Here is a 19,253-nt window from a genome sequence, read left to right as displayed (position 1 = left end):
TAGACGGTGCATTGGAGGAAGGAAACATTACTGCCTCATTCCGTTGCCTGTCAGGCTTCGTTGCTCTCCGGCTCAGCCACATTTGGCTGATCACCATCCAGCTGCGGCGCTGGCAGGTTCATCATTTTCGCCAGCAGGCTTGCCAGCTTAAAGCGCATTTCCGGACGACGGATGATCATGTCGATCGCTCCTTTCTCGATCAGGAATTCACTGCGCTGGAAGCCCGGCGGCAGTTTTTCACGCACGGTCTGCTCGATAACGCGTGGACCGGCAAAGCCAATCAGCGCTTTCGGTTCCGCCACGTTGAGATCGCCCAGCATCGCGAAGCTGGCTGAAACGCCGCCCATGGTTGGGTCAGTCAGCACGGAGATGTACGGCAAGCCGCGCTCCTGCATTTTCGCCAGTGCCGCACTGGTTTTCGCCATCTGCATCAGCGACTGCAGCGCTTCCTGCATACGTGCACCGCCTGACGCGGAGAAGCAGATCAGTGGGCAGTTGTCTTCCAACGCCTGCTCAACGCCACGCACAAAGCGCGCGCCAACCACTGAACCCATTGAGCCGCCCATAAAGGAGAACTCAAAGGCCACAGCAACAATTGGCATGCCGTGCAGCGTGCCTTTCATCGCCACCAGCGCGTCTTTCTCACCGGTGTCTTTCTGTGCGGCGACCAAACGGTCTTTATACTTCTTCGAGTCGCGGAACTTCAGTAGATCTTTCGGTTCCAGCTCGCTGCCCAGCTCAACCAGCGAACCTTCATCCAGCATGCTATGCAGACGCTCACGGGCGTGCATGCGCATGTGATGGTCGCACTTCGGGCAGACCTCGAGGTTACGCTCCAGCTCGGCGCGGTACAGCACCTGCCCACAACTATCGCACTTGGTCCACACCCCTTCCGGGATGCTGGCTTTGCGCGTTGGCGTGGCAGTGCTTTTATTCAGTATGCGTTCAATCCAGCTCATTGATGACCTTTCTATTTAATGCTGACCTGGTCCAGTCTTCTCATTGCTGCTGAAATCACCTTCAGCAGGCCGTAAATGTCGCTCATTAAACCACAACCCGTTCACGCTGTGGATAAAAATCTGGTAACGAGCTTACTGCGACTTCTGCTGGCGGCGATGACGCCACACTTCAATTACGCCTGGCAGTATAGAAACCACGATGATGCCGACGATCAGCAGCTTCAGGTTCTCCTGCACAACCGGCAGGTCGCCAAACAGGTAACCAGCGTAAGAGAACAGCAGCACCCACAGCAGTGCGCCCGTCACATTGTAGAGCGCGAAGTGGCGATAAGACATGTGTCCCATCCCCGCCACAAAGGGGGCAAAGGTTCGCACGATTGGTACAAAGCGCGCAAGTATAATGGTTTTGCCGCCGTGGCGATCGTAGAACGCGTGGGTTTTATCCAGGTAACTGCGACGGAAAATTTTCGAATTCGGGTTGCTGAACAGCTTCTCACCGAACAGACGACCAATCGTGTAGTTCACCGCATCACCGAGGATGGCGGCGATCACCAACAGCGTTACCATCAGGTGCACGTTGAGATCGTTACCCGGCAAGGCCGCCAGCGCACCGGCAACAAACAGCAGGGAATCGCCTGGCAGGAACGGCGTGACCACCAAACCCGTTTCACAGAACAGAATCAGGAACAGAATGGCGTAAATCCAGATGCCGTACTGCGCCACCAGCTCGGCCAAATGCACATCAATATGCAGAATAAAATCGACTAAAAAGTGGATGAAATCCATATAACCACAACTCCCCTAACACCCAACAATTAACGGTTAATCCGCGAGGAACAACGGTCCCAACGCAGGCTGAGGTAATGCAAAGTGGGATGGATAATCCACCGCTACCAGATAAAGGCCTTCGGCTTTGGCGGTCGCCGCCGCCAGCTTACGATCTTTGGCCGCGAGCAGCGTCGCCATCCACTCTTCCGGCTGGTTGCCGGTGCCGATTTCCATCAGGCTGCCGACAATATTACGCACCATGTGATGCACAAATGCATTGGCTTTGATATCCACCACCACATACGGCCCATGACGCGTGACGTTGAGATGCATCACGTTGCGCCAAGGCGTGCGTGACTGACACTGCACCGCGCGGAACGAAGTGAAGTCATTCTCGCCAATCAGCGCCTGACCAGCGCGCTGCATCTTCTCTGCATCCAGCGGATGGTAATAATGGGTAATGCCATTGCCCAGAATCGCCGGACGCAGCCGATGGTTGTAAATCACGTAGCGATAGCGGCGTGCCGTGGCGCTAAAACGCGCATGAAACTCGTCCGGCACCGCTTTCACCCAGCGCACCGCAATGTCATCGGGCAGATTGGCATTCACGCCCAACGTCCAGGCTGCGTCAGCACGCGGTGAGGTGGTTTCGAAATGCACCACTTGTCCGGTGCCATGCACACCAGCATCGGTACGGCCCGCGCAGAACACCACCACCGGATGATCGGCCACTTTCGACAACGCCTTTTCCAGCTTTTCCTGCACGCTGCGCACTTCATTTTGCCGCTGCCAGCCGTAATAACGGCTGCCATCGTATTCAATACCCAACGCCAGCTTAAGCGTTTTCCCTTCAGGCAACATTAATAGAAATACTCCTGCACCAGTTTCTCAGCCGTTTTCACCGCCATCAGTGCACCGCCGAAACGGATGTTATCTGCCACAGACCAGAACTGTAGCAGCTCTGGGATGCCGTAATCATTGCGCACGCAGCCAATGCTCAGCACGTCGCTGCCGGACGCATCGCCCACCTGCGTGGGGTAATCGCTCTCTTCACTCAGGTTGATATCACCGGAGCGGCCCAGTTCATCGCGCGCTTCTTCTGCAGAGAGCGGACGCAGATTCTCCACGTGTACGATCTGCGCATTGCCATAGAACACCGGCGCCTGCACGCTGCTTACCGCGATCGGCAAACCTTCGTCCTGCAGCACTTTACGTACCTGCTCAACCACGCGACGTTCGCTCTCGACGCTGCCATTGCTGTCCGCCAACAGCGGCAAAATGTTGAACGCCAGCTGGCGGCCAAAATAGTGCGTTTCCGCCGGCACGCCGTTCAGCAAACGCGCACTTTCACCGGCCAAACCATCAACCGCCGCTTTACCATGGCTTGAGGCCGCAATCAGGTTGGTAACCTGCAAACGGCTCAGACCGGCCAGATCCACCAGCGGTTTGATTGAGCACAGCAGCTGGCTTACCAGGCTGTCGGCAACGGTAATGATGTTGCGATTGCGGTAATCCGCCAGCACCTGTGGATTCACATCCGGCACCACCAGCGGCACATCCGGTTCGAGCGCGAACAGATCGCTGCTATCGATCACCAGACAACCCTGGCTGGCGGCTTCTTCGGCATAGCGCGCCGAAGCTTCACGACCCGCAGTGAAGAACGCCAGCTGCACTTGCGTCCAGTCAAATTCGGCCACGTCCTGCACCAGCACGGTACGTCCCTCAAAACGTTTGTTCTCACCGGCACCGTTTTCACTCGCCAGCAAATACAACTCACCAACCGGGAACTGGCGTTCAGCCAGCAGTTCCAGTACAGCGTTCCCTACTGCGCCTGTTGCGCCCAAAAGCGCGATATTCCAGCCGTCAGACATGTTGGTTACTCCAGAGATTGACACAAAAACAGAAGGCGATGAAAACATCGCCCGAGATTTAGGAATTATCCCCCGCAATAGTGCAGGTGATTGAAATTTCTTTACAAACTGGCGCGGAAGCCAAGCTGATTGAGCATCGCCGCCGTCTCCGCATCATCGCAATGCACCTGCAGCGATGACCATTCACGACGCTCTTGATATTGCTTGCGCAGGCGATCAAACTCGCCTGGTTTTGCCGCCACTTTACGCAGTGGCGCATCGTCGCGGCGCACATCATACACCAGATGCACTAAGCGTTTTAGCGTTGGCTGATCGAGCTTGCCGCGCAGGGTGACAGAACCGAATTCAGGTGCCGGCAGCAGGCTTTCCAACGCCACCTGTTGCGGCTGGCCGATAAAGTCGCACCAGGCTTCAAACACTTGCGTGGTGCCGCGCGCTTTACCTTCCAGCGTGTAGCCAGCGATATGGGCGGTGGCGATATCCACTTTATCCAGCAGATCGAGCGACAGATCCGGCTCCGGCTCCCACACATCCAATACCACGCTAAGATCGTGGCGCATCTTCAGCACTGCCAGCAGCGCCGCGTTATCTACCACCGCACCGCGGCAGGCGTTGATCAGAATAGTGTTGGGTTTGAGCGCCATCAGCAGCGCCGCATCGGCCAAATGCCAGCTTTTATACGGGCCATCTTTAAACAGCGGCGTGTGGAAGGTCAGGATGTCGGCCTGCGCCACCAGATCATCCAGCGAATGGAAGGTTTCCTGATCGCCACGATCGGCGCGCGGTGGATCGCACAGCAGCGTTTTCACGCCCCAGGCTTGCAGACGCTTCTGCAGGCGGCCGCCAACATTCCCCACGCCAACAATGCCCACGGTGCGATCGCGCAGTGCAAAACCATCGCGCTCCGCCAGCAGCAGCAGCGAGGAGAACACATACTCCACCACCGCAATGGCATTACAGCCAGGCGCCGCAGAGAAGCTAATGCCTGCCGCCGCCAGTGATGCTTCATCAATATGATCGGTGCCGGCGGTCGCGGTGCCGACAAACTTCACCGGCGTACCGGCCAGCAGTGCCGCATTCACTTTGGTGACGGAACGCACCATCAATCCGCTGGCGTCCTGCAGCTCAGCTTCCGGCAACGGACGTCCCGGCACCGCGAGCACATCGCCGGTGCGGCTGAAGAGTTCACGGGCATAAGGCATATTTTCATCGACGAGAATTTTCACTGCGGCGGTCCTGTCTGCAAAAATTTAAGGCGCGTATTTTGCCATAAAGCCGGGGATTAACCTAACCGACTGCGATAGCGATCGGGCGTGGTACCGGCCTGCTGCTGGAACATCACAATGAGCGCCGACGCCGAGCTGTAACCCAGCTCGTGAGCAATGCCCTGCACGCTGCAACCCTGCTCCAGCAGCGCGATAGCACGCAGAAAGCGTAAACGCTGCCGCCACTCGCTGAATGACATATTCAACTGCTGCTGACAGCGTCGCGCTAGCGTACGCTCGGTGGTGAACACGCGCTTCGCCCATTGTGCCAGCGTGGTGTTATCGCCGGGATGCGCTTCGAGCGCGCGCAGAATCGGCGCGAGGAATTTGTCATCCGACATCGGCAAATAGCTGTTATGCACCGGCGCCAGACGCAGGCGATCGATCAACACTTCACACATGCGCCAGTCGGCTTGCGTTTGCGGCTGCTCCAGTTCACGGCGGGCAAAATCATTCATGATGGCGTGCCCAATGGCATCGACATGCAATAAACAGGCTTTATCCGGCAGGCCCGCGCAGAGATCGGCGGCAAGATTAAAGGTGCGAAAACGCGCTTCGTTGTGGTTGTAGCTGCTGTGACGATGGCCGGCCGGAATCCAGATCGGGATATCTGCGGGCGTCAGCAGACGTTCGCCCTCCACTTCCATCTCCAGCACGTGGCTGGTGACGAAAATCACCTGACCCCAATCATGCACATGGGTGAGGTATTCGGTTTTGGCGTTGACCTCGTCATAACGCATGAAGAAGCGCAGCAAAGGCGCATCAATCGGCGGCTGGTATTCGACTTGTAGATTCATTCTGTCCGGTCACTAACAAATATTGTCCGATTTTAACTATCTACTTTAAACCGGTCAAACGTAAACTATTCGCTATTATCTGAGGAGCTGTATCATGAATTTACTGTTTCCGCTGATCGCGGTATTGATCTGGTCGATCAACACTATCGTCAGCAAACTCTCGGCGGGAAGTATCGATCCTGCGGCGATCTCCTTCTATCGCTGGCTGCTGGCGCTGGTAGTACTAACACCGTTTTGCCTACCGGGCGTGTGGCGCCATCGTCACACCATTAAAGCCAAAGGCTGGCGATTACTGTTCCTAGGTCTGCTCGGCATGGTGCTGTATCAAAGTCTCGCCTATTACGCGGCGCACAGCGTTTCTGCGGTGATGATGGGAATTCTCGGCGCGACCATTCCGCTGCTGACCATCCTGCTCAGTCTGGTTGTGCTGCGCCTCGCGCCGACGCGCGGCATTCTGATTGGCGGCGTGTTGTCGTTCGCCGGTTTGGTATGGCTGGTGAGCGAAGGCAACCCGGCACAGTTGCTAAATCAACGGCTCGGCAATGGCGAATTGATGATGCTGGCAGCATCGACCTCGTACGCCTTGTACGGCGTGCTGACCAAACGTTGGGCGATTCCGCTGCCGACCTGGCAAAGCCTGTATGTGCAGATTTTCTTTGGCGTGCTGCTGTTGCTGCCTGGCTTCCTGCGCGCGCCGGATGTCACGCTCAACATGCACAATCTGCCGCTGGTGCTGTATGCCGGGCTGTTTGCGTCGATCATCGCGCCGTTCCTGTGGATCCTTGGCGTGCAGCGTTTGGGCGCCAGCACCACCAGCATATTCATGAACTTCGTGCCGGCGTTTACGGCCATTATTGCCGTGATGTTCCTGCATGAGCAGCTGCATGGCTATCACTGGATTGGCGGCGGCATGACGTTAGTCGGTGTTATTCTGGCGCAACGGCTGAAAACCCCGCTGCGTAAGCCGCGCAGCGCGACCCTTCCCGATCCCGCCGCCTGATTTTATTATCCGGAAAGGCCGCAGCCCCCGTGGATTTCCTGGGGGCTTTTGCTATGATGTGGCCTCTTTTTTCCGGCGCACCCGGATCTGACCCGTTTTCAAGGATTCCGCCATGCAACCTCTCAGCGGTCCCGGTGTGCCCGCGGGCGATCGTTCCCCTTTATCTCAGGCCACTGGCCCAACGCGACCTGGCGGTCCAGCCGGTGAGCAGCCGCTCTCTCCTGCCCAGCGCACCACGCTGGAACGTTTGATTGTTCGCATTATGTCTTTAAGTACGCTGAAAGCGCCGGAACTCTGGGCTGGCGTGCGGCATGAAGTCGGGGTAAAGAGTGAGGCGGAGCTGCAATCGCGCCACTTTCCGGCGGCGGAGCAGCATCTCAACGGTCGCTTAACCCAGGTGCAAAACAGTCTTGCTACGCGCCAGCTGCTGCAACAGCTGCTGGAAAAATTGCCGCAGGGCAACAATCGCCAGGCGGTGAGCGATTTTATTCGTCAGCAGTTTAACCAAACGGTGTTGAGCGCGTTGTCGCAGGATCAGCTGCGTCAGGTGCTTACCATGCTGCAAAACGGCCAGATGGCGATTCCACAGCCGCAGCAAACGCGCGTCTCCGATCGCAGCTTGTTGCCGGCAGAACAGCAGTCGCTAAATCAGCAGGTGACGCGCCTTGCAGCGAAAACCGGTGAATCGCCAGTGAAACTGCTGGCCGATACGCTGAAGCTGGTGAATCTGAAAAGTGGCGATCCGATTCCATCACGCCACTTCCCGCTGCTGACGCAATATTTGCAGGTGCGCCAGACGCTGGCTCAGCACAGTGCGCCAACCTTGCAGATGCTGGAAACCTCACTGCGCCAGCCGTTAACCCATGATGAGCAGCGGCTGCTGGAAGATTACAGCCAGCAACGTTTCCAGGCGCTGCCGACCACCGTGCTGACGCCAGCGCAGACGCAGGATCTGCTGAATCTGCTGTTTAGCCGCCGCGCCGAGAAACTGCACGAACAGCCGCTGGCCGATAGCGAAATTCGGCCGCAGCCCATCTGGTCGCCGTTTATCCAGATGCTGCCGCAGCCGCTGGCGCAGCGCCCGGCGTTAACGCTGATTGTCGGCATCTTCCTGTTTATCTTCCTGCTGTGGCTGTTTATCTAGCAGCCACAGTTGGCAGCGGGCGTGGCGTGCGGCCACTCACCCGCTGCCGCGCCCCACGCCATCGGATGGTCATCGCGTTTCCAGAAATCCAGCCCGCCGATTAACTCTTTAACCTGAAAACCCAGCGACGCCAGCTTGAGCGCGGCTTTGGTTGAGCCGTTACAGCCGATGCCGTCGCAATAGGTGATGTAAACTTTGCTGCGGTCGAGATGCGCCGTAGATTCCGCATTCACGGTGCGATGCGGAAACGAAAGTGCACCGCAAATGTGTCCAGCCTGATAAACCTCATCAGAGCGCGCATCAATCACCACGATCGCCGTGATGCCCTGCGCCAAATCCTCTGCTAAATCCCACGCATCGGTGTAGTACGCCAGTTTATGTTGCAGATACGCCACGCTCTCGCTGGCGCTGACTGGGGCAATTTTTAAGACCGCTGACATCGCATTCTCCTGTTGTGATTTCCCCGCAGTTTACGGCAAAGTGGTCTGCATATTGATACCACTTCCACCATAGTGATAAGACCACCGTGACCACATCTTTTCTCGCGCTGTTTAGCCATCAAACTCAGGGCGGTTTACGTGAGCGACTGTGCAATACTTTGCGCCAGGCCATCGCCAATGGGCATCTACGGTATGAGCAGAAACTGCCGTCCAGCCGCCAGTTAGCCACGGACCTATCGCTGTCGCGTGTTACGGTGGAGGCGGCGTATGCGCAGCTTGAAAGTGAAGGTTATCTGCAGCGTCACGGCGGACGCGGGACGTTTGTTTCGATTCGCATGGCTTCGCCCACCAGCAAAACCCGCACCGAACGCTCACCACACTTTTCTCAACGTGGCCAGCAGGTTTTGGCAACGGGCGGCTGTCAGGATCCGCCCTTTCCACACGCCTTTGCCGCCGGTTCACCCGAGTTACGCGCCTTCCCACATACGCAATGGCGTCGCATCAGCAATCAGGTGCAGCGCTCGCTGGGCAGCAACGTGATGGGTTACGGCGATCCGCTTGGATTGCCATCACTGCGGCAGGCGGTGGCGGATTATCTGGCGCTGTCACGCGGCGTGCGCTGCACGGCGGAGCAAGTGGTGATCCTCACCAGCTCACAGCAGGCGCTGCAGTTGCTGGCGTTGATGTTCCTTGATACGGGTGACGAAGTGTGGCTGGAAGAGCCGGGTTATCCTGGCGCGCGCAATGCATTTCTTGCCGCCGGGGCGCGCTGTCGCGCCATGCCGCTGGATGCAGAAGGCGCAGTGCCGCTCAGTGGCAGCGCGAAACTGGTCTATCTGACGCCAGCGCATCATTATCCCACCGGCACAGCGATGAGCCTGGCGCGGCGCTTACAGTGGCTGGCGTGGGCGCGAAAGCAGGATAGCTGGTTGATTGAGGACGATTACGACAGCGAATTTCACTACGAGGATCGCCCGGCTCCGGCGCTACAAGGATTAGCCGCGGATGGTCGGGTGATTTGCCTCGGCACTTTCTCCAAAACGCTGTTCCCGTCGCTGCGGCTGGCGTGGATGGTGGTGCCGCCACAACTGGTGGAACCGTTGGGCCGCGCACGCAGCGTGATGGATGGTCACAGCGCGTTGCTGCCGCAGGCGATTTGCGCAGAGTTTCTGCAACAAGGCCATTTCGCCAGCCATTTGCGCCTGATGCGCCAACTCTATCGCAGCCGACGTGACTGCTTGCTGCAGCAGATCGAAACGCGCTTAACACCCTGGCTTGAGCCGCTGCCGGCGGCGGGCGGCTTACAGTTAGCGGTGCGGCTGTTGCAAGGGGATGAAGCGCGCTTAACCGCCGAGGCGAAAGAGAGCGGATTGTTGTTGCCGCGCCTGTCGCCGCTTTATGCCGGTGAAGTGCAGCAAGCGGGCTGGCTACTGGGCTTTGCGGCGCTGACACCCGGGGAGATTGTCAGCGCCTGCGATAAGCTGGTTACGCTGTTGTCGCAGCCCGCGCAAAGCTCCAGGTAACCAGAATGCCCAGCGCCGCACAACAGGCACCCGCAACATAGACCGAGCCGTAACCCAGCGCCGTCGCCAGTAAGCCGGTCAACGGGCCGCTGGCACCGTACGCGATATCCTGAAATGCAGAGAAACCGCCAAGCGCGGTGCCGCGAATCTGTGGCGATACGCGTTTAATCACTTCAACGCCCAGCGCCGGGAAGATCAGCGAGCAGCCGCAGCCGGTCAAAGCCGCGCCAATCAGCGCCATCCAGCCAGAAGTGGCGAACGCCAGTAGCAGCAGACCGGCGGTTTCCACCAGCAAAGAGATCATCGCTACTTTTACGCCGCCGTGACGATCCGGCAAGCCGCCAAAGAATACGCGCACCAGCACAAACGCACAGCCGAAGGCGGTCAGCGCAAAACCGGCGTTGCCCCAGTTTTCCGCAGCAAAATAGAGTGACGTAAAGGTGCCGATCACCGCAAAACCGGTGCCCTGCAGCGCCAGCGCCAGTCCCGGCTGAAAGATGGTTTTCACTACGCTAAGCAGCGATGGCCGCTCGCCGCCCACCACCGGCACTTTGCGGATCCAGCCATTTATCGCCAGCGACAGCAGCGGCAACAGCAGCGCAACCGCACCGAGAGCAGCAAAGCCGCCGTGCTGATTGATCAGCAAGCCGAGCGGTGCGCCAGCCGCCAGCGATCCATAAATCGCCATGCCGTTCCATGACATCACTAATCCGGAGCGTTTGCTGCCCACCAATCCCATGCCCCAGGTCAGATTGCCGGTCAGCAGCAGGCTTTCGCCGAATCCTAACAGCAAGCGCCCTACCGCCAGCAAACCAAACTTCATCCACGGAGAAACCGGTAACAACGCGGCCGCCAGATACGCCACGCCCACCAGCGCGATGGCCAGCATGCCGTGCTGCGTGGTGAGTTTCGCACCGTGCTGATCGGCTCGACGCCCGGCAAAGCTACGCGTCAACAGCGTGGCGAAGAACTGTATTCCCACCGCCACGCCAACCATCAGGTTACTCATGCCGAGTTCATGATGGACATACAGCGGGATGACCGGCAGCGCGAGGCCAGCGGTCAGATAGGTGAGGAATACCGCAAAGGAGGTGCAGGCCAGCGGCATAACGGATTGCGTTTGCGCGTCAGCAGTCGTGGTCATGGTGGGTCGAACTCCTTGTAATAACCAGACACGCGCTTGCTGCCAAAACAGAAACGGGATATTTGGTTCACACTAAGCTAAAAGCGATAATTTTGTTTCGGATGGAGTGGGAGTGTAGGCAAGCTGAAGGTGGAATGTCAAAACAACAAGGGCCGGATAACCGGCCCTTGTGATATTGCTAGCATAATCAGGTCGCCATGAATGGCGATCCTACGGGATTATGCTGGCAACTTACGCATGATACTTACGCATGGTCAGAGTGGCGTTAGTCCCGCCGAAGCCAAAGCTGTTCGACATCACGGTGGTCAGCGCTTTATCAGTCGGTTTGGTCACGATGTTCAGACCTTTGCCCGCTTCATCCAGCTCTTCCACGTTGATGCTTGGCGCGATGAAACCGTGCTCCAGCATCAGCAAAGTGTAGATCGCTTCCTGCACGCCCGCCGCACCCAGTGAATGACCGGTCATGGCTTTGGTAGCAGACAGTGATGGGCAGTTATCGCCGAACACTTCGCGAATCGCACCCAGCTCTTTCACATCACCAACCGGCGTAGAAGTGCCGTGGGTATTGAGGTAATCGATTGGGGTATCCAGACCTTGCATCGCCATCTTCATGCAGCGCACTGCGCCTTCGCCTGAAGGAGCTACCATGTCTGCGCCATCTGAGGTTGCGCCGTAGCCCACGATCTCAGCATAAATGTGTGCACCACGTGCCAGAGCGTGCTCCAGCTCTTCAACCACCACCATACCGCCGCCGCCAGCGATAACGAAGCCGTCACGGTTGGCATCGTAAGTACGTGAGGCTTTTTCTGGCGTTTCGTTGTATTTGGTCGACAGTGCGCCCATCGCATCGAACTCACAGGCCATTTCCCAGCTCAGCTCTTCACCGCCGCCAGCAAATACAATGTCCTGTTTACCCAGCTGAATCTGCTCAACCGCGTTACCGATGCAGTGTGCAGAAGTAGCACAGGCTGAACTGATGGAGTAGTTCACGCCGTGAATTTTGAACGGGGTTGCCAGGCAAGCAGAAACGCCTGAACCCATCGCCTTGGTCACCACATAAGGACCGACCGCTTTCAGGCCGCGTGGGCTACGCATGGCGTCAGCACCAAATACCTGATAACGCGGAGAACCGCCGCCAGAACCGGCAATCAAACCCACACGTGGGTTTTGCTGATACTGTTCGTCAGTCAGGCCAGAGTCTTTGATCGCTTCGGCCATTGAAAGGTAGGCATAAATAGAGGCATCACTCATAAAACGCACGATTTTGCGATCGATGAGCCCGTTGGTATCCAGTTTGACGTTGCCCCATACGTGGCTGCGCATACCGGCATCTCTCATCTCTTCAGAGAAAGTAATACCGGAACGGCCTTCACGCAGAGAAGCCAGCACTTCTTGCTGGTTATTACCAATGCTGGAAACAATACCCAGGCCAGTAATCACTGCACGTTTCATTCAATAATCCTCGTTCCACATATTTGGATGTGGTGCACTCTAGCGTACAGTTGTAAGCCGAACAAGTCCGATCAGCCATTTCCCTTTGTAAATTTGCGTCATGTGACGTCTATCGCTAAACTCGCGCCACTGCCTGAAATATGAGCCTTTCCCGTGAAATTAACCCCGGTTGAACACGCCCAAATAAACTGGAATGAACAGGGTACACCTGTGTCCCGAGCGTTCGGCGACGTCTATTTCTCCAACGATAATGGACTGGAGGAAACGCGCTATGTGTTCCTTGATGGCAACCATATTCCGCACCGTTTTGCTGAACATTCACGCGATTTATTTATTGTCGCCGAAAGCGGTTTTGGGACTGGTCTGAACTTTCTTACCCTGTGGCAAGCCTTCGATCGCTTCCGCAATGAGCAACCTAACGCCACTTTGCAGCGTCTGCACTTCATCAGCTGCGAGAAATTCCCGCTGACGCACGCCGATCTGGTGGCTGCACATGCCCATTGGCCGGAGCTAAAGCCGTGGGCCGAACAGCTGCAACAGCAGTGGCCGCAGGCGTTGCCGGGTTGTCAGCGCCTGCTGTTTAACGGCGGCGAAGTCACGCTGGACCTCTGGCTTGGTGATATTAACGCGCTAATTCACACCTTTGATGACAGCCTCAATCGTCAGGTGGATGCGTGGTTCCTTGATGGCTTCGCGCCGGCAAAAAATCCTGAGATGTGGACGCCAGATCTGTTCGCCGCGATGGCGCGCCTCGCCCGGCCGGGCGGCACGCTGGCGACTTTTACCGCGTCGGGGTTTGTGCGACGCGGGTTGCAGGACGCCGGTTTCAATATGCAGAAGCGCAAAGGCTTTGGTCACAAGCGTGAAATGCTGGTCGGCGTGCTGGAGCAAGCCGCTGCATTGCCGCACAGCCAGCCGTGGTATGCGCGCCCACCGGCAGGCAGCAATGAAGTAGCGCTGATTGGCGGCGGCGTCGCCAGCGCAGTATTGGCGCTGGCGCTGCTGCGACGCGGTTGGCGCGTAACGCTCTACTGCGCCGATGACGCGCCCGCGCTGGGCGCATCCGGCAATCGTCAGGGCGCGCTCTATCCGCTGCTCAACCAGCACGATCCCGCGCTGGCCACCTTCTACCCGGCGGCTTTTGGTTTTGCCCGACGTCTATACGATCGGCTGCCAGTGGAGTTTGAGCATGACTGGAGCGGCGTGTTGCAGCTGGGCTGGGATGATAAAAGCGCGGAGAAAATTGCGCAGATGCTCAACATGGCACTGCCGCATGACATCGCGTACGGTGTTAATAAAGAAGAAGCGCAACAGCTGGCGGGCGTTGAACTTGATGTTGGCGGGATTTTTTATCCGCAAGGTGGCTGGCTGTCACCTGCACAACTGACCAGCAATCTGCTGGAGTACGCGCAATCGCGGGGATTACGCCTGCACTGGCTGCATCGCGTCACGCAATTAACGCGCGATGAAGATCGCTGGACGCTGCACTTTGATGAGCAGCCGCCGGTGCAGCATTCCCAAGTGGTGCTGGCGAATGGTCACGCGTTGCTGGAACTTGAGCACAGCAAAACGCTGCCGGTGTACGCGGTGGCGGGACAAGTGAGCCACGCGCCGACCAATCCGTCGTTGGGCGCGCTACGCACCGTGCTGTGTTACGACGGCTATCTCACGCCGGTCAGCCCGAACTTCGCCACCCATTGCATCGGCGCCAGCTATCATCGTGGCGATACCGCCACAGATTTCCGCACCGGCGATCAGCAGGAGAATCGCCAACGGCTGATTAACTGTCTGCCGCAGAGCCAATGGCCGCATCAGGTTGATGTGTCCGATAACCAGGCGCGCAACGGCGTGCGCTGTGCCACGCGCGATCATCTGCCGATGAGCGGCAGCGCGCCAGATTATGGAGCGACACTCACGCAATACGCCGATCTGCCAGAACAGCGTGCGCGCGGTGCAAGCGTAGGCGATGCGCCGGTGCATAACGGTTTGTTTGTATTGGGCGCATTAGGTTCGCGTGGCTTGTGCAGCGCACCGCTGGCGGCCGAAGTCCTGGCGGCGCAGATGAGCGGCGAACCGCAGCCGCTGGATGCAGCCACGCTGGCGGCGATGAGTCCGAATCGCTATTGGGTGCGAAAACTGCTGAAGGGTAAAAAAGCGGGTCGATAATCTGCGGGGCGAGCGATCGCCCCGAGACGTTAAGCGGTTTGACGTGCCTGCAGGAACAGATTGTCCCACATGCCGGTGACCAGCGCCTGATCGCGTGGTGACAGTTCGCCAGCAGCAATGGCTTTTTGCAGGCTGTTGGTGACGTGAGTTTGCAGCGCTTCCGGCGTGTGTTCACCGCTCAGCTCAATCTCCGCCACTGCCAGGGTCAGATGACCACGCAGATAGCCGCCTGCAAACAGCTCGTCATCGCTGGCGTGATCGACCATGTCATCAATCAGGGCCAGAATGCGGGTTTCAAATTCTACGATCATCTCTTCCTCTCTTCTTATAACCTTCGCGGATTACAGATCTTCCGGCCAGGGGAATTGTGCCGCCGTCAGTGGCGGCGTGCCGTAATAATTCGTCAGTGCATCGATGAAGCGAGCTGGTCGTGCCGGAATGCCCTGCTGCAGATACGTCATCACCTGTGCATGCACTTTGCGCTGAAACGCTATGCGATCTGGCTCACAATCGCCTTCGAGATTGTCACAACTTACGTTGAAGGGAAAGCCCGCCGCCACGCAGAATAACCACTCCAGCGCCTGCGGTTTTACCTCAACCGATTCGAACTGGCTCTGCGTTTGCGCATCGCGTCCGTCCGGACAATACCAATAACCAAAATCCACCAGCTTGCGGCGCGCTTCACCGGCAATGCACCAGTGGGAAATTTCATGCAGTCCGCTGGCATAGTAGCCGTGCGCGAACACCACGCGATTCCACGGTGAGGTTTCATCCGCTGGAAGATAAATAGGTTCGTCGTCGCCTTTAATTAGACGGGTCTGAAAATCGTCAACGAAGCAGCCATCAAAGATGGCAATCAGCTGATCGTAATGGTGTGTTGTACTCATAATTTTTAATCTTTAAAAAAACCGGCGCCATTGTCGCATTGGCAGCCGGTCTTGACGAGTGTTGGATTACAGCGTGGCCAGCCAGGCCATCAGTTCTGCGCCATGACTGTCCCATAACAATTTAGCGCTCATTACCGCAGAAACGATCACTACCATGGGGCGAATCAGTTTCTGACCACGGCTCAATACCAGCCTGGCGCCGAGGCGAGCGCCGATAAAGGCGCCGAGCAACATAATCGCGCCGGTGCCCCACACCACTTTTCCGCCGAACATAAAGAACAGCAAACTGCCAAAATTCGAGGTGAAATTTAGGATTTTGGCGTGGGCGGTGGCTTTCGCCAGATTGAAGCCACACAGCGTAACAAAGGCCAGCGCATAGAACGAGCCGGCGCCGGGACCAAAGAAGCCGTCGTAAAAGCCGACGCAGCCGCCGCCTACCAGCGCATAGGGCAAACCGTGCAGACGACGTTCGCGATCGGCTTCGCCCAAACGCGGCATCAGCAGGAACCACAAACCGATGCAGATCAGCAGCAGCGGTAAGATTTGGCGCAGCACATCCGCTTGTAAGTGCTGAATCAGAATGGTGCCAGCAATCGCGCCGAGGAAGGTCATGGCGATATTCAGCCACTGCTCGCTCAGATTCACCGCACCACGTCGGATGAAATAGAGGCTGGCGGAGAACGATCCGCCGACCGATTGCAGCTTATTGGTGGCTAACGCCTGTGCAGGCGACAGCCCGGCAGCCAATAAGGAAGGCACGGTGAGTAAACCACCGCCACCGGCAATGGAGTCGATAAACGCCGCCAGCACTGCCACAAAAAACAGCACGCCGATAATCAGCGGGCTGACAACGAACCAATCCATTGAAATACCTACAGAAGATGCTTATCAAGTAAAGCCTGGCAAGACGGCGGCAATGGCGGCGGCGTTTTCTTCACCGGCGGCGTGCTGCCTGGTTTTTTCGGCAGGAACCAGCTGTCCAGCTCAGCGCCACAGCCATCGCCCGCCGGTTGAGGAGCCTGGTCTTCACATTCAAGACTCCCCGCCGGACAACGCAGACGCACGTGCATGTGCGCGCGATGGGCAAACCATGGACGCACCTTGTTCAGCCACGCGCGATCGCTGCCAGCATCGGCACAAAGCTGCCTTTTGATTGCTGGATTGACGAAGATACGCGTCACTTCATCATCTTTCGCCGCCAGTTTAATCAGGCTATCGATTTGCGGCTGCCAGTGACGCGCAATCACCTGTTTATCATCGGCAGAAACCAGATCGAGCGGCTGCGGCTTGAGCAACTGCTGCGCCGTCCAGCGGGTTTTCGGCAGCTGCAGCCAGATATCGACGTCTAAACCAGTTTGATGGCTGGCGTGGCCACTGCTAAAACGGCCGCCCGCCGCCATGCCCATATCGCCAATCAGCACTTGTCCCAGCTGAAGCTGATGAACCTGGGTGCTGAGACGCTGAATAAAGGCGATCAGATCGGGATGGCCGAAATAGCGGCGCTGATCCTGGCGCATCACCTGATAATTGGGTGAGTTAAGCGGCAACTGCTGCGCACCCACAATACAGCCGTTGGCGAAGCCGCCAATTGACTGCGGGCTGCCGGCAATCGGCTGATGAATTTGCTGCCACGGCGTGGCGGCAATGGCGGCCGCACTGCATAGCAGCGCGGCACAGATAATGAGCAGACGGCGCATCATCGGGTTTACCAGCGCGGAACGCTGCTGTTGACGTCACCGTTTTGCGCACGCTGGCGCAGCAGGTGATCCATCAACACAATCGCCATCATCGCTTCGGCAATCGGCACGGCGCGAATGCCGACGCAGGGATCGTGACGACCTTTGGTGATCATCTCGACTTCTTCACCCTCGCGGGTGATGGTGTTGCCTGGCACGGTGATGCTGGAGGTCGGTTTCATCGCCAGATTGGCGCTAATGGTTTGGCCGCTGCTGATGCCGCCCAGAATGCCGCCCGCGTGATTGCTCTGGAAACCGTTGGCACGGATCTCATCGCGATGTTGACTGCCGCGCTGATTGATCACCGCAAAACCGTCACCGATCTCCACGCCTTTTACCGCGTTGATGCTCATCAGCGCATGCGCTAAATCCGCATCCAGACGATCAAATACCGGCTCGCCCAGGCCCGGCGGCACGTTCTCTGCCAGCACGGTAACTTTGGCGCCGATAGAGTCACCCTCTTTTTTCAGGCCGCGCATCAGCTCATCCAGCGCTTCCAGTTTAGAGGCATCCGGGCAGAAGAACGGGTTCTCTTCCACGATGCTCCAGTCTTTCAGCTCGCAGGCCACATCGCCAATCTGCGCCAGATAGCCGCGCACCACGATGCCATGCTTCATCTGCAGATACTTCTTGGCAATCGCCCCTGCCGCCACGCGCATCGCGGTTTCACGCGCCGAAGAGCGGCCGCCGCCACGATAGTCGCGCAGGCCGTATTTCTGCTCGTAGGTATAATCGGCATGGCCAGGACGGAACAGATCTTTGATGGTGCCGTAATCCTGTGAACGCTGGTCGGTGTTCTCAATCAGCAAACCGATTGAGGTTCCCGTCGTCACGCCCTCAAACACGCCGGACAAAATTTTCACCTGATCCGGCTCGCGGCGCTGCGTGGTATAGCGCGAAGTGCCAGGACGACGACGATCGAGATCGTGCTGGATGTCGGCTTCCGTCAGCGGAATGCCGGGTGGCACACCGTCAACGATGCAGCCCAGCGCAATACCATGCGACTCGCCAAAAGTGGTTACGCGAAAAACTTGTCCGATGCTGTTTCCGGCCATGCTGGTTCCTTGTTGCGATGTTGCGGGCGAGCGCTCGCCCTCTTATTTAGTCTTTGTAAAATGAGAAGTGATACTGTGCCGCCACGATTTGCTCGCGCGTCAGCATAAACACGCCGTCACCGCCGTTATCAAACTCCAGCCAGGTAAACGGCACGTCTGGATACTGATCGATCATGTGCACCATGCTGTTACCCACTTCGCAAATCAGCACGCCTTGTTCGGTGAGGTAATCCGGCGCACAGGCCAGAATGCGACGCACCAGTTTCAGGCCGTCGCTGCCCGCCGCCAGACCGAGTTCCGGCTCGTGGCGATATTCGTTCGGCAGATCGTCCATATCTTCCGCATCTACGTACGGCGGATTGGTGACGATCAGATCGTATTTCACCGGCGGCAAGTTGCGGAACAGATCGGCGCGGATTGGCGTGACGTGGTTCAGCAGGCCATGCTCTTCAATGTTCTGCTCGGCGACAGCCAGTGCATCGGTGGAGATATCGACTGCATCTACTTCCGCTTCCGGGAAGGCGTAAGCGCAGGCAATGGCGATGCAGCCGCTGCCGGTACACATATCGAGAATGTGATGAGGCGAATCGCTGATCAAACCGGCAAAGCGGTTCTCAATCAGTTCACCAATCGGTGAACGCGGCACTAATACGCGCTCATCAACGTAAAATTCGTGGCCGCAGAACCAGGCTTTGTTGGTGAGATACGCCACCGGAATGCGCTCGTTGACGCGGCGAATCACGCGCTCAACAATGCGATGACGCTCGCTGGCAGTCAGGCGCGCATTGCGCATATCTTCTGGAATATCCAGCGGCAGCCACAGCGTTGGCAGAACCAGTTGGACTGCTTCGTCCCAGGGATTATCCGTGCCGTGGCCGTACCAAATGCCTGCCGCCGAAAAACGGCTGACAGCCCAGCGCAGCATGTCCTGAATGGTGTGCAGTTCATTCACTGCCTCATCGACGAATATCTTGTCCACGTAGCCCTCCGCAGGCCATAAAATCAATCGGCCGATAGTGTGCCACGAAGCCGGGCAGAATTCAGCG

19 protein-coding genes are annotated in these 19,253 nt (G+C 57.6%); 4 read left to right on the top strand and 15 right to left on the bottom strand.

The annotated features are described in order from the left end of the window. Positions 1 to 50: 50 nt before the first annotated feature. From accD to ACFQW4_RS12815, 6 genes are all read right to left on the bottom strand, one after another. Positions 51 to 959: an acetyl-CoA carboxylase, carboxyltransferase subunit beta gene (accD, locus tag ACFQW4_RS12840; protein ID WP_008105205.1), complete on the bottom strand. Its 909-nt coding sequence runs from the start codon at positions 957 to 959 to the stop codon at positions 51 to 53. Between the two features lie 132 nt (positions 960 to 1,091). After that, positions 1,092 to 1,745 (bottom strand): DedA family protein, encoded by a 654-nt coding sequence (locus ACFQW4_RS12835; RefSeq protein ID WP_101763636.1) that lies wholly within the window; start codon positions 1,743 to 1,745, stop codon positions 1,092 to 1,094. 36 nt (positions 1,746 to 1,781) lie between these two features. Further along, a complete protein-coding gene (gene truA / locus ACFQW4_RS12830) occupies positions 1,782 to 2,588 on the bottom strand; it encodes a tRNA pseudouridine(38-40) synthase TruA (protein WP_101763635.1) in 807 nt (268 codons plus the stop codon). Then, positions 2,588 to 3,598: an aspartate-semialdehyde dehydrogenase gene (locus ACFQW4_RS12825; RefSeq protein WP_110866557.1), complete on the bottom strand. Its 1,011-nt coding sequence runs from the start codon at positions 3,596 to 3,598 to the stop codon at positions 2,588 to 2,590. Before ACFQW4_RS12825 ends, truA begins: the two co-directional genes overlap by 1 nt. A gap of 101 nt (positions 3,599 to 3,699) precedes the next feature. Continuing rightward, positions 3,700 to 4,824 carry a 4-phosphoerythronate dehydrogenase PdxB gene (gene pdxB, locus ACFQW4_RS12820; protein ID WP_110866556.1) on the bottom strand — a complete coding sequence of 375 codons (1,125 nt, stop codon included), beginning with the start codon at positions 4,822 to 4,824 and terminating at the stop codon, positions 3,700 to 3,702. A 56-nt stretch (positions 4,825 to 4,880) separates the two neighbouring features. After that, positions 4,881 to 5,660 (bottom strand): helix-turn-helix domain-containing protein, encoded by a 780-nt coding sequence (locus ACFQW4_RS12815; protein ID WP_192233259.1) that lies wholly within the window; start codon positions 5,658 to 5,660, stop codon positions 4,881 to 4,883. 94 nt (positions 5,661 to 5,754) lie between these two features. Between ACFQW4_RS12815 and ACFQW4_RS12810 the strand changes: the two genes are divergently transcribed. Further along, positions 5,755 to 6,660 (top strand): DMT family transporter, encoded by a 906-nt coding sequence (locus tag ACFQW4_RS12810; protein WP_271460856.1) that lies wholly within the window; start codon positions 5,755 to 5,757, stop codon positions 6,658 to 6,660. A 112-nt stretch (positions 6,661 to 6,772) separates the two neighbouring features. After that, on the top strand, positions 6,773 to 7,804 hold the full coding sequence (flk, locus tag ACFQW4_RS12805) for a flagella biosynthesis regulator Flk (RefSeq protein ID WP_101763630.1): 1,032 nt from the start codon (positions 6,773 to 6,775) through the stop codon (positions 7,802 to 7,804). Here flk and ACFQW4_RS12800 read toward each other — a convergent pair. After that, a complete protein-coding gene (locus tag ACFQW4_RS12800; RefSeq protein WP_350260942.1) occupies positions 7,801 to 8,244 on the bottom strand; it encodes a rhodanese-like domain-containing protein in 444 nt (147 codons plus the stop codon). The two genes, flk and ACFQW4_RS12800, sit on opposite strands and share 4 nt — an antisense overlap. An 86-nt stretch (positions 8,245 to 8,330) precedes the next feature. On the opposite strand from ACFQW4_RS12800, the gene ACFQW4_RS12795 reads away from it, so the two are divergent. Then, positions 8,331 to 9,767, top strand: a complete 1,437-nt coding sequence (locus ACFQW4_RS12795; protein ID WP_377725654.1) for a PLP-dependent aminotransferase family protein — start codon at positions 8,331 to 8,333, stop codon at positions 9,765 to 9,767. Here the strand turns inward: ACFQW4_RS12795 and ACFQW4_RS12790 are convergent. Both ACFQW4_RS12790 and fabB read right to left on the bottom strand, forming a co-directional pair. Beyond that, entirely contained in the window at positions 9,730 to 10,911 is a 1,182-nt protein-coding gene (locus tag ACFQW4_RS12790; protein ID WP_110866553.1) for an MFS transporter, read from the bottom strand. The two genes, ACFQW4_RS12795 and ACFQW4_RS12790, sit on opposite strands and share 38 nt — an antisense overlap. A gap of 231 nt (positions 10,912 to 11,142) precedes the next feature. Beyond that, complete coding sequence (gene fabB / locus ACFQW4_RS12785) at positions 11,143 to 12,363, bottom strand: beta-ketoacyl-ACP synthase I (RefSeq protein ID WP_101763628.1); 1,221 nt, start codon at positions 12,361 to 12,363, stop codon at positions 11,143 to 11,145. Between the two features lie 153 nt (positions 12,364 to 12,516). Between fabB and mnmC the strand changes: the two genes are divergently transcribed. Continuing rightward, the gene (mnmC, locus tag ACFQW4_RS12780) at positions 12,517 to 14,529 is read left to right on the top strand and encodes a bifunctional tRNA (5-methylaminomethyl-2-thiouridine)(34)-methyltransferase MnmD/FAD-dependent 5-carboxymethylaminomethyl-2-thiouridine(34) oxidoreductase MnmC (RefSeq protein ID WP_377725650.1); all 2,013 of its coding nucleotides are present in this window, start codon (positions 12,517 to 12,519) and stop codon (positions 14,527 to 14,529) included. A 29-nt stretch (positions 14,530 to 14,558) separates the two neighbouring features. On the opposite strand, the gene ACFQW4_RS12775 is transcribed toward mnmC, so the two are convergent. The 6 genes from ACFQW4_RS12775 to prmB all read right to left on the bottom strand — a co-directional run bounded on the left by ACFQW4_RS12775 (position 14,559) and on the right by prmB (position 19,186). Continuing rightward, positions 14,559 to 14,840, bottom strand: coding sequence for a YfcL family protein (locus ACFQW4_RS12775; RefSeq protein WP_008101252.1), 282 nt, complete (start codon positions 14,838 to 14,840; stop codon positions 14,559 to 14,561). Between the two features lie 30 nt (positions 14,841 to 14,870). Further along, a complete protein-coding gene (locus ACFQW4_RS12770) occupies positions 14,871 to 15,416 on the bottom strand; it encodes an elongation factor P hydroxylase (RefSeq protein WP_110866550.1) in 546 nt (181 codons plus the stop codon). A gap of 66 nt (positions 15,417 to 15,482) precedes the next feature. Continuing rightward, a complete protein-coding gene (locus tag ACFQW4_RS12765) occupies positions 15,483 to 16,280 on the bottom strand; it encodes a sulfite exporter TauE/SafE family protein (protein ID WP_210081319.1) in 798 nt (265 codons plus the stop codon). Positions 16,281 to 16,288: 8 nt separating this feature from the next. Next, positions 16,289 to 17,116 carry a penicillin-insensitive murein endopeptidase gene (gene mepA, locus ACFQW4_RS12760; RefSeq protein WP_370445554.1) on the bottom strand — a complete coding sequence of 276 codons (828 nt, stop codon included), beginning with the start codon at positions 17,114 to 17,116 and terminating at the stop codon, positions 16,289 to 16,291. A 5-nt stretch (positions 17,117 to 17,121) separates the two neighbouring features. Further along, the gene (gene aroC, locus ACFQW4_RS12755) at positions 17,122 to 18,207 is read right to left on the bottom strand and encodes a chorismate synthase (protein ID WP_101763624.1); all 1,086 of its coding nucleotides are present in this window, start codon (positions 18,205 to 18,207) and stop codon (positions 17,122 to 17,124) included. 46 nt (positions 18,208 to 18,253) lie between these two features. Continuing rightward, positions 18,254 to 19,186: a 50S ribosomal protein L3 N(5)-glutamine methyltransferase gene (gene prmB / locus ACFQW4_RS12750; protein ID WP_377725646.1), complete on the bottom strand. Its 933-nt coding sequence runs from the start codon at positions 19,184 to 19,186 to the stop codon at positions 18,254 to 18,256. Between the last annotated feature and the right edge of the window lie 67 nt (positions 19,187 to 19,253).

Source organism: Pantoea sp. GCM10028869, assembly GCF_042666835.1.
GTDB lineage: Bacteria > Pseudomonadota > Gammaproteobacteria > Enterobacterales > Enterobacteriaceae > Pantoea > Pantoea leporis.
This window is presented reverse-complemented; position numbering and strand designations above follow the sequence as displayed.